The sequence below is a fragment of the Corynebacterium sp. 045007 genome (genome assembly GCF_040743205.1).
Classification (GTDB): domain Bacteria; phylum Actinomycetota; class Actinomycetes; order Mycobacteriales; family Mycobacteriaceae; genus Corynebacterium; species Corynebacterium jeikeium_D.
In genome coordinates, this window is sequence record NZ_JBFLKW010000005.1 from 12,583 (window position 1) to 26,896 (window position 14,314).

General features: G+C 60.0%; 15 protein-coding genes. 8 read left to right on the forward strand and 7 right to left on the reverse strand.

The window, feature by feature from the left end; translation table 11 throughout:
- Positions 1–14 precede the first annotated feature (14 nt).
- The 4 genes from AB1Z34_RS04020 (at position 15) to AB1Z34_RS04035 (ending at position 4,293) form a co-directional block, all read left to right on the forward strand.
- On the forward strand, positions 15–1,244 hold the full coding sequence (locus AB1Z34_RS04020) for a sensor histidine kinase (protein ID WP_367157942.1): 1,230 nt from the start codon (positions 15–17) through the stop codon (positions 1,242–1,244).
- A gap of 52 nt (positions 1,245–1,296) precedes the next feature.
- Positions 1,297–2,004 carry a response regulator transcription factor gene (locus tag AB1Z34_RS04025; protein ID WP_016422011.1) on the forward strand — a complete coding sequence of 236 codons (708 nt, stop codon included), beginning with the start codon at positions 1,297–1,299 and terminating at the stop codon, positions 2,002–2,004.
- A 115-nt stretch (positions 2,005–2,119) separates the two neighbouring features.
- Positions 2,120–2,863: an ABC transporter ATP-binding protein gene (locus tag AB1Z34_RS04030; protein ID WP_016422010.1), complete on the forward strand. Its 744-nt coding sequence runs from the start codon at positions 2,120–2,122 to the stop codon at positions 2,861–2,863.
- The gene (locus AB1Z34_RS04035) at positions 2,860–4,293 is read left to right on the forward strand and encodes a hypothetical protein (RefSeq protein WP_016422009.1); all 1,434 of its coding nucleotides are present in this window, start codon (positions 2,860–2,862) and stop codon (positions 4,291–4,293) included. Before AB1Z34_RS04030 ends, AB1Z34_RS04035 begins: the two co-directional genes overlap by 4 nt.
- Positions 4,294–4,316: 23 nt before the next feature.
- On the opposite strand, the gene AB1Z34_RS04040 is transcribed toward AB1Z34_RS04035, so the two are convergent.
- Together AB1Z34_RS04040 and msrA are read right to left on the reverse strand one after the other, a co-directional pair.
- Positions 4,317–5,498 (reverse strand): hypothetical protein, encoded by a 1,182-nt coding sequence (locus AB1Z34_RS04040; protein WP_016422008.1) that lies wholly within the window; start codon positions 5,496–5,498, stop codon positions 4,317–4,319.
- Positions 5,499–5,597: 99 nt separating this feature from the next.
- Positions 5,598–6,254 carry a peptide-methionine (S)-S-oxide reductase MsrA gene (gene msrA / locus AB1Z34_RS04045; protein ID WP_367157943.1) on the reverse strand — a complete coding sequence of 219 codons (657 nt, stop codon included), beginning with the start codon at positions 6,252–6,254 and terminating at the stop codon, positions 5,598–5,600.
- Positions 6,255–6,355: 101 nt separating this feature from the next.
- Between msrA and menE the strand changes: the two genes are divergently transcribed.
- The 3 genes from menE to AB1Z34_RS04060 are packed head-to-tail and all read left to right on the forward strand — an operon-like array spanning position 6,356 to position 9,627.
- The gene (gene menE / locus AB1Z34_RS04050; protein ID WP_048732378.1) at positions 6,356–7,504 is read left to right on the forward strand and encodes an o-succinylbenzoate--CoA ligase; all 1,149 of its coding nucleotides are present in this window, start codon (positions 6,356–6,358) and stop codon (positions 7,502–7,504) included.
- Between the two features lie 56 nt (positions 7,505–7,560).
- Positions 7,561–8,457, forward strand: a complete 897-nt coding sequence (locus AB1Z34_RS04055) for a 1,4-dihydroxy-2-naphthoate polyprenyltransferase (RefSeq protein ID WP_016422005.1) — start codon at positions 7,561–7,563, stop codon at positions 8,455–8,457.
- A gap of 9 nt (positions 8,458–8,466) precedes the next feature.
- Entirely contained in the window at positions 8,467–9,627 is a 1,161-nt protein-coding gene (locus AB1Z34_RS04060; RefSeq protein ID WP_049192983.1) for an alpha/beta hydrolase, read from the forward strand.
- Here AB1Z34_RS04060 and AB1Z34_RS04065 read toward each other — a convergent pair.
- Complete coding sequence (locus AB1Z34_RS04065; protein WP_016422003.1) at positions 9,624–9,983, reverse strand: DUF4229 domain-containing protein; 360 nt, start codon at positions 9,981–9,983, stop codon at positions 9,624–9,626. The two genes, AB1Z34_RS04060 and AB1Z34_RS04065, sit on opposite strands and share 4 nt — an antisense overlap.
- A 193-nt stretch (positions 9,984–10,176) precedes the next feature.
- Between AB1Z34_RS04065 and AB1Z34_RS04070 the strand changes: the two genes are divergently transcribed.
- Complete coding sequence (locus tag AB1Z34_RS04070) at positions 10,177–10,443, forward strand: hypothetical protein (RefSeq protein ID WP_016422002.1); 267 nt, start codon at positions 10,177–10,179, stop codon at positions 10,441–10,443.
- On the opposite strand, the gene rfbA is transcribed toward AB1Z34_RS04070, so the two are convergent.
- The 4 genes from rfbA to ccsB form a co-directional block, all read right to left on the reverse strand.
- On the reverse strand, positions 10,440–11,315 hold the full coding sequence (gene rfbA, locus AB1Z34_RS04075; protein WP_016422001.1) for a glucose-1-phosphate thymidylyltransferase RfbA: 876 nt from the start codon (positions 11,313–11,315) through the stop codon (positions 10,440–10,442). The two genes, AB1Z34_RS04070 and rfbA, sit on opposite strands and share 4 nt — an antisense overlap.
- 20 nt (positions 11,316–11,335) lie before the next feature.
- Positions 11,336–12,025, reverse strand: coding sequence for a dTDP-4-dehydrorhamnose 3,5-epimerase family protein (locus AB1Z34_RS04080; protein ID WP_367157944.1), 690 nt, complete (start codon positions 12,023–12,025; stop codon positions 11,336–11,338).
- A gap of 102 nt (positions 12,026–12,127) precedes the next feature.
- A complete protein-coding gene (rfbB, locus tag AB1Z34_RS04085) occupies positions 12,128–13,120 on the reverse strand; it encodes a dTDP-glucose 4,6-dehydratase (RefSeq protein WP_016421999.1) in 993 nt (330 codons plus the stop codon).
- 53 nt (positions 13,121–13,173) lie between these two features.
- Positions 13,174–14,184 (reverse strand): c-type cytochrome biogenesis protein CcsB, encoded by a 1,011-nt coding sequence (ccsB, locus tag AB1Z34_RS04090; protein WP_367157945.1) that lies wholly within the window; start codon positions 14,182–14,184, stop codon positions 13,174–13,176.
- Positions 14,185–14,314: the final 130 nt, after the last annotated feature.

Below are 14,314 nucleotides of genomic sequence, written 5' to 3' on the forward strand. Positions count from 1 at the left end.
GCTAGCCTAGACACATGCAGCGCACCGCTTCCTCCATGCACGCACAGCCTGCCACCACGCAGACTCCTGCCCCACTCGACTGGCACAGCCGGGTGCGTTACTTCGTCGGCTCATTCCCAGCTGCCGATCTCGCTATTGCGGCTGCTTTCCTGCTGTGCTGCTGGTTGAGCATGACGCCGCTACTTACTTATGGCCCGAGCTTCACATATGTCACCAATGTGATTCTGTCCGCGATGATTGCCGGAGCCGCAGCGTTTCGTCGTAAAGCAGTGCGTGCATCGTTTGTGGTTACGTACATTGCCCTGGCGGGTCTCGCCTTGCTGGTGTGGCTATCCCCTGTAAACCTTGGGCTAGACCCTATTATTGTTGCTGCCCCACTATCACTATGGGCTGTGAGCAGGTGGGAACCGAATCGCACCTGGGGCATCGTTGGGCTGTTTTTAGGGTTAATTGGCAGCTTCCTCAACCCGGCAGTTCCTGCCTTCGGCTTTACCCCGGAACGACTATTGGTCTTCGGACTACCGGCGGTGCTCATCACGGCGAGCGCGTACGCAGTGGCACTGTGGCTGCGCATCAACGCCGAGGAACATGCCGCAGAGTTGGAGAACGTCGTGGCGCGCAACAAACTGGAGTTGTCCCGGGAGCTTCACGACGTCGTGGGGCACGGACTCACCTCTATTAAGGTTCAGGCCCAAACCGCTCTGTACCTGGCGGAGATGGATGGCTCACGAGCGGAATCCGCTGCTGAAAAGACCACGCTGGAAGGTATTGCCCAGACCGCAGAACAATCGTTGCGGGATGTGCATGCGCTTGTCGATGCGCTACGTGATGGCGGCGAGATTAGCGCTGACCCGAATGAGATTCCGCGTCTGGTTGCGGCAGTTTGTCCGCCGGGTCGCGATGTTTCGGTGACTCTGCCGGAGTCTTATGGAGACCTGGCGGATTGGCCACTCGCGAAGCGTTTGACTTTGGTGCGGGCAGTGACGGAGTTGGCCGCGAATATGGCCAAGCACTCATCGGGCGCTGGTCAGCTGGCACTGGTAATCGATCCACCTGCCGATGCTGATGACAGCCCGGCGCGGGTACATTTGGTGACCGCAAACCGGGCTGAGAGCGATACTTTGGACCCCAGGAAGCGAGCTGGCGCTGGCCTGATTGGTCTGGATGAACGCGTGGCGCAGCTCGGTGGTGAGATGACTTATGGTGAAAGCGACGGCATGTTCCGCGTCAGTATTCGGCTGTAAGCAGTTCGACCGAAGCAAGGCTGACTGGCGATTCTGTCGAGAAAGACGAGCAATGGGTGTAATTCGAGTACTAGTGGCTGAAGATCAGGCTCTGATTCGACAGTCTTTCGCGCAGCTTATTGATGCCCACCCGCAGATGAAAGTCATTGGTGCCGTGGGCGACGGCGCCGAGGCTGTGCGTTGTGCCTCCGGTGCGGATGTGGTCGTCATGGACATTCGTATGCCTGTGATGGACGGTATCGAGGCCACACGGCAGATCGTGCAAGGCGTGCCGTCCAGAGGTGCGGTTCGCGCATCCGCTCCGAAAGTCCTGGTGCTGACCACTTTCCGCGAAGAAAACCTGGTGCTCGACGCTTTAGAAGCTGGGGCGGCAGGCTTTTTGCTCAAAGACTCCAATCCCCGCGAGCTGCTTTCGGCCATTATGCGCATCCACCGTGGTGAAGGAGTCATCGATCCGAAGGTGACACCGATGGTGTTGCGGCATGTTTCACCGCGTGCATCTCACTCTGAACAGCCAGCGAGGGAGTCCTCGGCCAGTGGCTCTAGCTCAGATACCACCCACGCAGCGCCCCAGTTCACACCCCGCGAACAGGAGATTTTGAACCTCGTCTGCCAAGGGCTTTCCAATGACGAAATCGCTCGCAGGTTGGTTGTCGCTACAACGACAGTGAAAACCCATGTGAAAGCCCTGTTGACCAAAACGGGCTCACGCAGTCGTGTGGATCTTGTCATTTGGGCTGCGAAAAACGGGCTGCTGTAGCTTCTCCTCGCGGTGCCGTCACCCTCGCTATTGCCTCCTCCCTAGGGAGGATATTTCCGCCACCTCATCCTCAGGGAGGGCGCGAACCGTGCCAAACACTCCTATTACTTAAGGCATGAACGCACCAACCCCCACTTCAGGCCCTTCCGCAGATGCCGCCGCTTCCCTCCTTCAGCTGCGCGGCATCACTGTCTCCTACGGCAAGAACGAACCTGTCCTAAACGGCCTCGATATGAGCGTCCGTGCCGGCGAGGTCTACGGACTATTGGGACTCAACGGCGCAGGTAAATCCACGTTGATGAGCACGGTGCTTGGGCTAATTCCCTACTCCGGTGAAATCAGCATCGCGGGACACCCGTGGTCCGTTGTCGACCTGGACCGCATCGGCGCCTCCATCAATGGCCCGGCGTTCTACCCACAGCTCTCAGCCACCGACAACCTCAAGGTTCACGCGCACCTGACCGGCACGGACAAGAGCCGTATCGCCGAAGTCCTCGACATGGTGGGGCTGCACTCGGGCAACAAGCGTGCCCGCGCTTTCTCAACGGGCATGAAGGTTCGTCTCTCGCTGGCGATGGCGCTGCTCACCGACCCCGACATTGTGCTTCTCGACGAGCCCACCAACGGCCTCGACCCCGAAGCTATCGTGGGCCTGCGCACCTTGTTGCGAAATCTTGCCGCTAGTGGCAAGGCCGTCGTGGTGTCCTCCCATCAACTCGGAGAAGTCGAAAAGAGCGTTGACCACCTTGGTGTCCTCGCCGGTGGCCGACTGGTCTACGAAGGCCCGCTGACTGACTTTGCGGCCTCTGGTCAATCCCTCGAGCAAGCTTTCTTCACCGCAGTAGGTGTTGCCCGATGAGCACTCAACCGCACACGCGCACTCTTAACACACGCACCGTTCCTACTCGCCGCTACTTCCGCGCCGAGCTACTGCGGGCGAAGTGGTCACTCACCATGTTTCTTCCCATCATCATGGTGGCAATCGCTCTGGTCAGCATGGTCTTTTCTAGAGGCGTTGACGCCACCGCCATGGCGAGCGCCCACATCTACTCGCTTATCCTGCTTCCTCCCCTGGCTGCTATTACGTCCGTCATCGGCCAAAACCGTGAAGAAAAACTCCGCCAAGGCGGCCTAATCTGGCGCAATATCTCGGGCACTCGAGTGCTCCTTGCCCGCGCAGCCACTGTCATTGCCTCCGCGGCCCTCGGTCACGCATTGATGGCTGCACTCCTTGCCCGGAGCGTGAGCACCGCATCGCAATTCACGCTCTTTAGCACGTTGTCATTCTTCGTCTTCTGGGCATTCGGCCTTGCCCTATGGCGCCTTGTGCCACGCGCAGCTCTCTTCCTCGCTCCGCTCGCTTCCATCGCTTGGGCCATCGCAGGAACACTGGACGCCATGAGCCCAAACTGGAAAGTTCTCCCGTGGACCTGGGCAATCCGCCCAACGTTACCTATCCACGGAGTGCAGGCTAATTCCATCTCGGCTCCCGCCGACAGCGAGATCTGGAACATCGCCATCCTGCCGCCCGCGTTGCTGCATTTACTCCTCGGGCTAGGTTTATTTGCCATCGCATTGCTTGCGCACGGAAAATCTCTCAGCTTGCCGACGGGCCGGGAACGCAGCACTTCGTCGTTAAGCCATGGTATGAGCGCGACCCTTCCGTGGCGCGCCTGGTGGAGTCTCGCAGCGCTGATGCTTGCCGGACTTGCGGTCGTGCGTGTGGTGTGGAACCCGGAGTATGCGCTGGGGCTGCTGAGTTTCGTCTGCGTGCCGACGGCTGCAACCGTGGTCGCCATCATGACCTGGACCTCGCAAGCTGATGCCTGGCCAGCGCTGATGTATCGGCGTGCGCGACGGAGCATCACACTCCGACTGTTTGCTTTGGATATGGCGTTTCTCGTGCCGGTGCTCGTGGTTGCGGTGATTATCAGTGGCGCGGGCGGCCAGACCAATAGCCAGACGGGCATTAACCCCTGGCCGTACCAGGCGGTCATCGCGTCTCTTGTGGCCGCGATGATAGTGGCCGTGACCGGCTTAATTGCGCGTCGAAGTGTGGCGGCCGCAATCTTTGTCTCGGTCGCGCTCGGCGGTTGGGCGGTGATGGTTGGCGGTGATGTCCTCAGCGCCTCACCGCTGTGGTGGACCTCGGAATGGGGATGGACCTGGGTAGTACGTGATTACCCCCAGCGGTGGCCGTCGATGGTTCTCGTATCCGCCATTGTGATCGTGGCTTTCGTGGCTTGGGCTCGGGCGACATCGCTAAAGGCCATCCGATCCCAAGATTGACAGCGGTGCCGCGAGCACCCCACCTACTCCTCGATAGCCTCGCGAACCTCTTCGACACTGAGGTTGGAGTCTTCAATCTCCTCGCGGGCCTCCTTGTTCCGGCCACGGCGGACCAGGCGGAAGATGCGCTTGCGGCGGGAAGTCTCTTCACTGATGCGCTCGCGGCCGCGCAACCAGGCAACAAGCATGACAGTAATGAGCAGCAGACCGATGTAGCCCAGGATTGGGTAGACCCAACCGATTAGGTTCTGGAAGCCCATGAAGCTCAAGGCGAAACCGAGCAAGACCAGCGCGACGTAGACAATCTTGAATTTTTCCGGGTGATTTGCGGTGACGCGACGCCCCAGTGCGTAGAACATGCCAAGTGCCGTGTTGAAGATCATGCCAAGGATTACCACGGCCATGGCCTGGCCTAGCCACGGGTGCAGTCGATTAATGACGGTGAGCATTGGCACGGCATCGGTGGCGACGGTACCAACAGTGTGGAACAACGTGATGGTGGTGATCAGCAGCATCGCGGAGTAGATCAAACCACCGGTAAACCCACCGGCTCCAGCGGCGCGGGGATTGAACAGGCTACCGCCAATAACAATCGCCATGGAAACCGCAACCATCAGGTTAAAACCGACATAGTTCACTGCGGCGACAACCCAGTTCGGCAGAGTGGTCGGGACTTCCGCAACGGCAGCTGCCTGCTCCGCGGCTGGGGTGGCATCGGTGAACGCCAGCGTATAAACACTGGCCAGCAGAATAAAGCCGACGATAAACGGCGTGATGGAACCGATCACTGTGGTCACTCGGTCAACATCGAGGAAACCGGCTGCAATGGTAACCAGCACCATGATTACGGCACCGATCCACACGGGAATGCCCCACTGCTGCTCCATGTTGGCACCGGCACCGGCGAACATGACGAACCCTGTGGCGAAGAGCGTGATAATCACGCCAATGTCCAGTACTCGCGAGAAGATGGGGTGCGATACGCGTCGGAAAACTTCGCCGTGCTCGCTGGCCTGAAAGTAGCTTCCCAGCTGCAAAATGATCATCGCCATCAGGCTCATGATCACCGCTGAGAGAACGGCACCCCAGACACCATTGATGCCAAAGGCGACGAAGTATTGCATGATTTCCTGACCCGTCGCAAAGCCCGCGCCGACGACCACGCCGACGAAGGCAAATGCAACGCGCAGTACTTGCTTCACCACAAGGGTTCACTCCTATTCGACTATCTGATTGATATAACCACCTTACTTTTCTCAGTGAGTTTTACTAATCGCGACTGACCGTTCTAAAAAGCTTCGCCTTTAAATTCCGCAGGCCACGCCGGTCGAATGCACTGGGCAGTAGCCGTTCGGATTCTTAAACAAGTACTGCTGATGCTCATCCTCGGCTCGGTAGTACTCCCCTGCCGGAGTCTCCGCGAGTGGCTTAATCTCCGTGGTGATGGCCCCCAGGCCAGCGTCGGCAAGCTTCGGCGCGTAGGCATCGGCGATCTCCTGTGCCCGGCGCGCTTGCTCGGGCGTCGTCGTGTAGATCGCGGAACGGTACTGCGTGCCGACATCATTACCCTGGCGGTAGCCCTGCGTGGGATCGTGGGCTTCGAAGGCCTTGGCGATCAGCTGGTCGAAGCTAATCTGCTCCGGGGCGTAGACGACCTCCACAATCTCGGTGTGGTTGGTGCGTCCGGTGCAGGACTCGCGGTAGGTGGGATTCGGCGTCATGCCCCCGGCGAACCCGACCGATGTGCTGAGCACGCCCGGTGTTTCCCAAAACAGCTTCTCAGCACCCCAGTAACAGCCAATCCCGATGTAGACGACCTCCTGGCCTTCCTCCCATGGGCCGGTGATCGGCGTGCCGAGCACCGCATGCGGCTTCGGATTTTCCAACACCGGGTGCGAGCCGCCCTTTAGCGCCTCATCTTCCGGCACCAGCTCCGCTGATCTACCAAAAATCCAACCCATCTTCGACGCCTTTTATCTATGACTGTCTTTGGTCTGCGCAACGCGCCCGAGGCCACGATTGTTCCGACCTCGCCACCAGAAACTACGGAATAACACCGACTATGGTTTGGGTTGTGCGTACGCTCAGCCTGCTTTCCATCAATCCCCACAACCCGACCGCCATCCTGCCCGACCTCCGCGCTGCGCTGGACGGTGAGGTCTCTCTTCTTCCCGTTCCGCTTCACGACGGCACGCGCGCCTCAATCTTGCGGAACTCGCAACGCGCAGGTGAGCCAATTGATGAATCCATCGCGCTTGTTGTCGGCACCTCCGGTTCCACCGGCACACCGAAGGGTGCACAGCTGACGGTGGATAACTTGGTCTCCTCTGCTACCGCTACACATCAGTGGCTCGGCGGTGAAGGGCAGTGGCTGCTGGCGATGCCGGCCTACCATATCGCTGGCCTGCAGGTTCTCATTCGTTCGCTGCTCGCGGGCACGAATCCGGTGTGTGTGGATGTGACCGACGGTTTTGATGTGGCCGCATTCGCCGACGGCGCCGAGGCCCTCACCAGCGACCGTGCCTACACCTCGCTGGCTCCGATGCAGCTGGCCAAGGCCATGGAAGAACCCTTTGGCGCGGCAGCCCTGCGCCTGTTTGATGCTGTCCTTGTCGGCGGCGCAGCCTTGAACCCGCAGGTGGCAGCGCGCGCCGAAGAACTCGGCATCAACGTCGTGACCACCTATGGTTCCTCCGAGACAGCCGGCGGCTGCGTCTATGACGGACAGCCCATCGAAGGTGCACAGGTCGCCATCGAAAATGGTCGCGTTTGGCTGGGCGGACCGATGATTGCACACGGTTACCGCAACGCGCCCAGTCACGAGGCTTTCCATAAACCAGGTTGGTTCGCCACCTCCGATGCGGGCGAGATCCACGATGGCCGACTAGTCATTACGGGACGCCTGGACACCATCATCGACTCCGGCGGGTTGAAGCTGCACCCCGAAGTCCTCGAACGTGAACTGCTCGCCATCGATGGAGTTACGGGAGCCTGCGTGGTCGGTGTGCCACACCCAAGGCTCGGCCACGCTATCGTCGCAGCGTATGAAGGCATCGCTGAGCTCGGCGATGTCATGGACGGGCTCGGCGATGCTGAAGACGCCGGGCGAATCAATCACTGGATGATTCCCAAGGACCTGCGTCGCGTGGAGGTCCTGCCACTGATTGGTCCGGGCAAGGTCGACCGGAAGAAAGTCGCGGCGCTCTTTTAGCTCATTCAGACACGCATTAGTTCAAGGCATTTGGTGTCACGTCCTATTATTAATTCATGTCTGAAGCACCAAAGAGTCCTGCAACGGCGTCGTTAAGCGATTGGCTGGAAGGCGCGCGCCCCCATACCTGGGCGAATGCGTTTGCGCCGGTCATCGTCGGTGTCGGAGCGGCATCGACGCACGCGCCGATTATCTGGGGACGTGCGGTGCTCGCGCTGGTTGTCGCGTGGGCGTTGATTGTGGGCGTGAACTTCGCCAACGACTACTCCGATGGCATCCGCGGCACTGACGATGACCGCTCGGGCCCGCTGCGCCTGACGGGTTCTGGTCTGGTCGAGCCGAAGGTTGTGAAGTACGCGGCGTTCGGTTCCTTTGGTGTCGCCGGTCTTGCCGGTGTGGCGCTGTCCCTGATGAGCGCGTGGTGGCTCATTCTGGTCGGTGCACTGTGCATCGCGGCTGCGTGGTTCTACACCGGCGGTAAAAATCCCTACGGTTATCGCGGACTTGGCGAGGTCTCGGTCTTCGTCTTTTTCGGTCTCGTCGCGGTGCTCGGCACGGAATTCACCCAGACGGGCTCGCTGTCTTGGGTCGGCCTGGCCTGCGCAATTGGTATTGGTTCGGTGTCTTCTGCCGTGAACCTGGCGAACAACTTGCGCGACATCCCCACCGACGCCGCTACCGGCAAGATCACCTTGGCAGTTCGCCTGGGCGACTTCCGCACCCGCATCGTCTGGCAGATTCTCTCCCTCATGCCCGCGCTGGCCAGCAGCTTTATCGCTTTCTGGCGCCCATGGGCGCTGGTGGGTCTGCTCATCGTGCCGCTGTGGGTGAAGGCCTCCGAGCCAATTCGCATGCATAAGAAGGGCAAGGAGCTCATCCCGGTACTGGGGCTTACCGGCAAGATGATGCTTGCCTGGTCCGTCATTACGGCACTCGCACTCGCGCTCAGCTAGGGGGTACCGATGGACTTCCGCACACTGACGCACAAGGCGCTTGACGACGTCCAGGAGGCCGCAACCCGAGTTGGCGACACAGCAGCCAAGGCTCCAGCTTTCGCCCGCAGCGCTGCTCTGCGTTTGACCAAATCGGGACGCCGCCGACTGGCGCTGGAGCACGGTGCGCTGCATTCGCAGACCCGTGAACCGGGACTCACCGATCTCACGTCAACCGGCGTGGTGCATATCAAGACCGCACCGGTCACGGCCGAGATTGCGGCCAAGGACGACGAGCGGAAGGCCAGCGACAAGCCGGATGCTGTCACCACCGATATTCCGGTGCACTGGTACGAGGTTGAACCTAGCGAACCCGCCAAAGAACCCGTGACCATCGTCTTCGTCCACGGCTTCACCCTGGCTGGTGAGTCCTGGTACCGGCAGTTCAACGCGCTGCGCAAGTCGCACCCGGAAGCACGCCTGTTGACTATGGATCTGCGCGGCCACGGCCAGACCGGAGCGGTTCCGGCTTCACTCTGCACGGTCGAAGGGGCTGCGGCCGATGCGCTGGCCGTGATCGCCGAGCGTGCCGCGACCGGAAAACTCATCGTGGTTGGGCATTCGCTAGGCGGTTTGATTGCACTGCACATGGTGCGGGCTGCCGAGGAAAGCATTCGCCGTCGGATAGCAGGCGTAGTGTTGATTTCCACGTCTATCGACAAGCTGGCCGCCCAGGGTGTGCCGCAGATTCTGGCGTCCCCGGTGGCGGATGCGGCGCGCAATGCAATTGAGTCCTCGCCGAAGGAGATTCGCAAGTTCCGCGAGGCAATCGCGTCACTGATGGCGCCGTCGTTGGCGGTGGCGGTGTTCGCCCGGCGCACGGACTACGAGATCATCGAGTTCCACGCGGCCATGATTAATGAAACACCGCTGGAAACTTTCGTGGGATATCTCGACGACCTGCAGGATCACGACGAGTTCGCATCCGGGCCTTACTTGGAGGGCTTGCCAGGAGCGGTACTGGTGGGCACGAAGGACGATGTCACTCCGCGCAAGCAAGCAGACCTAATTATGGAAAAGTGGCCGGACGCCGAACTGGTTGAAGTCGACGGGGCCGGCCACATGTTGCCGCTCGAGGCTCCGGAAGCGGTGAACCGGGCTATCGAGCGGGCCCTGGAGAAGGTGCGCTAGTTTTCCTCGCGGTCCTTAATCTGCTGCGCAATGTATTCCTTGTGCGCGCGGCGGTTCTCCGACCACACTGCAACAGACTCATTGGCCTGGACGCGCAGCTTCGGGAACACAAAAACCGACAGCGGCATCGCAATAATCAGTGCGAACACAGCCGTAATTGCAGCCGGAATCTGCACATTAACGAGGTAGATAATCACGAGCAGAATGAAGAACAGCACTAGGAATAGCAGCAGACGAGCAAGGCCGTACCAGAACAGCCCCTTCATGGCATTGCCGCGACCAGCATTCTTGGTCACCGGAGCTGCTGGCATCTGAGCCTCAGAAGCCAACTTGTCCTGCTCTGCTGGATTGGTCATTAAACCCTCACCTCTACGTGTTACGCCTGTGCTGTGCCCGGGCGTTGCTAGCGTCCATGGCTGTTCGTGTCCAACGTTCCTTTGTACCCTAACGAACTCTGTACGCCGTACCGCATGCAGTGCGATACCCCTCGTGGGCACTACGGGACTCGTTGCGTATTCTAGTCGGTAAATCCAGGAGGTTAGCTATTACATGGGTCGGCTCATTCTGCTGCTGTTCATCATCCTTGTCGTAGTCATGCTGTGGAAGGCATTTGGCCCCGGCAGTCGCGGCAACGGCATGCGACGTATTTCCGCTCCGCAACCGGAACCCCGTCCGCTCGCTCCCGACGATGATCCGGAGTTTCTCTGGAAGCTCAAGAAGGCCGAATTCGATCGCCGTAAACGTGAGCAGGAGCTGCAGGAGCGGCGCGAACGGGAGCAGGACGACAACCCCGATAATCCCGGCGAAACTGACTAAACGTCCTTGCCACGCAGCAACAACTGCTGTAGATATTCCCCGTAGCCACTGGCGCTGAGGGCGTCGGCACGCGCGCTAAGCGCAGCATCGTCAATGAATCCCATGCGCCACGCCACCTCTTCCGGCGAGCCAATCTTTAGCCCCTGCCGCTGCTCAATCGTGCGCACGAAATCACCCGCGGCCATCAGATTGTCCACCGTGCCCGTGTCCAGCCATGCCGTGCCGCGCGGCAGCACCTCTACCTGCAGTTTCCCGCGCTCCAAGTAGGCGCGGTTAACATCCGTGATTTCCAATTCGCCGCGTGACGACGGTTGCAGCGAGCGAGCTATCTCAACAACCTCGGCATCATAGAAGTACAAACCAGGCACCGCGAAATGGCTGCGTGGTTTCTTCGGTTTCTCCTGGATCGCCACGGCTTTGCCGCTTTGGTCGAAGTCCACGACTCCATAGGCTGTGGGATCTGCGACCCAGTAGGCGAAGATCGCTCCGCCATCGACGTTATGGAAGCGGCGCAGCTGCGTGCCCAAGCCAGCACCGTAAAAGATGTTGTCGCCGAGGATGAGGGCAACGGAGTCATCGCCGATGTGGTCCGCACCGATGATGAACGCTTCAGCGAGACCACGGGGCTCGTCTTGGGTGGCAAAGGTGAGGGTGAGGCCCCACTGCGAGCCGTCGCCAAGCAAGCGTTCAAACTGCGGGGCATCATGTGGCGTGGTGATGACGAGGATGTCCCTGATTCCCGCTAGCATCAGCGTGCTCAGCGGGTAGTAGATCATCGGCTTGTCATAGACGGGAACCAGCTGCTTGCTTACGCCAAGTGTGATGGGAAACAGCCGAGAGCCCGTACCACCTGCGAGGATGATGCCCTTCATAGTGCTCGCGCCTTTCTGCCTTACTGCCCGGCCGCTTCGTTGGCGATTGCCCACTCGTCGCGAGCCATGTTCTCAAGATCCTTGCAGTCAAACTCACTGGGGAGCTTATTGCCCTCGGCCTCGAACTGCTCCATAGTCGGAGCCTTCTGATCGCGCTCGGAGAGAATCATGTCCGCGTCGGTGAGACCACCCTTGGCCAGCAGCGCAGCCAGGTCAATTCCGAGAGTCGGGTCCTGGATGCTAACAGCACGCTCTGCCTCCGGGTTGTAACCGGTGGAAGTGAGGTAAGTGAGCACAGAGTCGTCGGCAAGCGAGACGAAGCCATGTCCGATGCCGTTGGGCAGATAGACCACTCGGCGGGTCTTGCTGTCGAGCTCGAAAACCTCGACCTTGCCGAAGGTATCGGAGCCGCGACGCAGGTCAACCGCAATGTCGAGGATGTGGCCCGCGGGACAAGTAACCAGCTTCGCCTGGCCGGGGTGGCCATCTGGCGCGGTGCTGACGTCAGCGAAGTGCAGGCCACGGACAACGCCTGCGGCGGAGACACTCATGTTGGCCTGCTCCGGGAAGAACGGGTAGCCCGTGGCCTCGGCGAATGCGTCGAGGCGATACCACTCGTGGAAACTACCGCGGCTGTCGCCGTGGATGACCGGTTCGAAGGTGAAAACGCCGTCGATAGAAGTGGGCTGGAATGTGCTCTTAGGGCTCATGGGTAACAAGTGTAGACGGGGCGCCCGGGCTGAGGCTGTGGCACGCGTTGAGTGTGCACTGAGTGTGCGTTGAGGGTTCGCTAGGCATGCCCCAGCAGCGAACTACAACTCCTGCTCGCGCTCCGCGTAGCCAGCCTCAGCGGCATCGTAGGCCGCCGCCCACCAGGACTCGTTGGCGCGATACCAGTCGATGGTCTCGGCGAGCCCCGCGGAAAAGTCTTGGTAGCGCGGCTGCCAGCCAAGGCTGCGGATGGATGCGGGGTCAATCGCATAACGACGGTCATGCCCCGGGCGGTCAGTGACATGGACAAAGTCGGACCGCTCACGACCGAAGCCCTCCAGGATGTCTCCGACCACGTCGAGGTTGGAACGCTCGCCATCGGCACCAATCAGGTAGGTCTCCCCCACCTCGCCAGAATCCAAGATTGCCCAGACCGCGTCGTTGTGGTCATCGACGTGAATCCAGTCCCGAACATTCTCGCCAGTGCCGTACACGCGAGGGCTACGACCGCGCAACAGACCACAGATCTGGCGGGGAATCAGCTTCTCCGGATGCTGCCTCGGCCCGTAGTTGTTCGAGCAGTTACTAATCGTCGCAACCAACCCGAAGCTGCGCACCCACGCCCGGACAAAGTGATCCGCTGAAGCCTTGGAGGCCGAGTAGGGGCTGGAGGGTTTGTACGCGGTGGCCGTCGTAAAGCGTGCTGGATCGTCGAGAGCGAGATCGCCGAAGACCTCGTCGGTGGAGATGTGGTGAAGGCGGACGTCGTGGGTGGCGCAAGCCTTGGCCAGATTCACGGTGCCCATGACATTAGTGGTGACGAAGGGATCGGCATCCACCAGCGAATTGTCGTTATGGCTCTCTGCGGCGAAGTGGACGACCACGTCGAAGCGGGGCACGAGGCGATCGATCAGCTCCGCGTCACGAACATCGCCGCGGATGATTTCACAGTCCGCGCCATCCAAGCTCGCAGGGTTCGCGGCATAGGTGAAAGCGTCCAGCACCGTGACATTCACATCGGGCCGTGTAGCCAGAGTGCGGAGAACGAAGTTGGAACCAATAAAGCCGGCACCACCGGTGACGAGAACGCGCATGGAAGCGATTCTAGTTCACCCGGCGATGCCGGCTTCGTTCGTGTGTAATCGGCTTAGTTCAGGCCAGCGTACGAGTGCAGACCCGAAACCACCATGTTGATGAAGAAGAGGTTGAACACCATGGTCGCGAAACCGAAGATGTTAATCCACGCAGCCTTGGTATTACGCCAACCCGAGGTCGCGCGAGCGTGCAGGTACAGGGCGTAGATAATCCAGGAAATCAGAGCCGTAGTCTCCTTCGGATCCCAGCCCCAGAAGCGACCCCATGCGGACTCCGCCCAAATAGCACCCAGCACAATACCCAGACCGAACAGCGGGAAGGACCAAATAGCGGTGCGGTAAGCAATCGCATCCAGCTTCTGTGCATCCGGCAGTGGCGAGACCAGCTTGCCCAGGAAACCCTTTTCGCTGCCCTTGCGGTTGTACATCCTCAGCATGTAGAGAATGGATGCCACACCGGAAATCAGCGCAATACTGCAGCCGATAGAGATGATGGACACATGAATCGGAAACCAAATCGACTGCAGGGCCGGCACCACCGGAGCGGCCTCAGTGTAGAGCTTCCTACCGCCGTAGAACATCAGCGCCAGAATCGGTGCCAGCATCCACGGCCAGAACACGCGCATGGTCTCGCGGTGCAGGACACCGGCACCAACGACCATCGCAAACAGAATGGAGACCGAAATGTACTCGTAGAGGTTGCCCCACGGGAAACGCTGCACGGCCAGGCCACGCAGTAGCACCGATGCAAAGTGCACGGCTACACCGACGTAAATCAGCATTTCCGTCACAACGCCGAGCTTGTCCGTCAGCGCCTGATTCTTAGCCACGCTTGCCGACGCCTTCGTCTCCGACTCCACCGAGTTAGCGACACTAGCGGTGGGAGCTCCATCACCAGCACCGGCGGCTACCAGCTCGCGCTCCGCAACCTGGCTCTTAGCTTCAGCGGCCGCGATACGACGGCTGTAGTAGGCAATGGAAACAACAAAGGCCACAAGATAAAAGGCGAAGGCCGTGAAGTACGACCAGTCCGAAAACTGCGCCAGTGTCTTATTGACGAGCATGTACTTGACTCCAAAGTGTGGAATTAGCGGAATACTTCTTCAAACCCTAGTCCTAAAGTGGGGCTAAGCAAAAGGGGGCCAGACACGAGGGACGCAAAAAAGTTGCGCGGAGGCGAAATTTTCGCCCCCT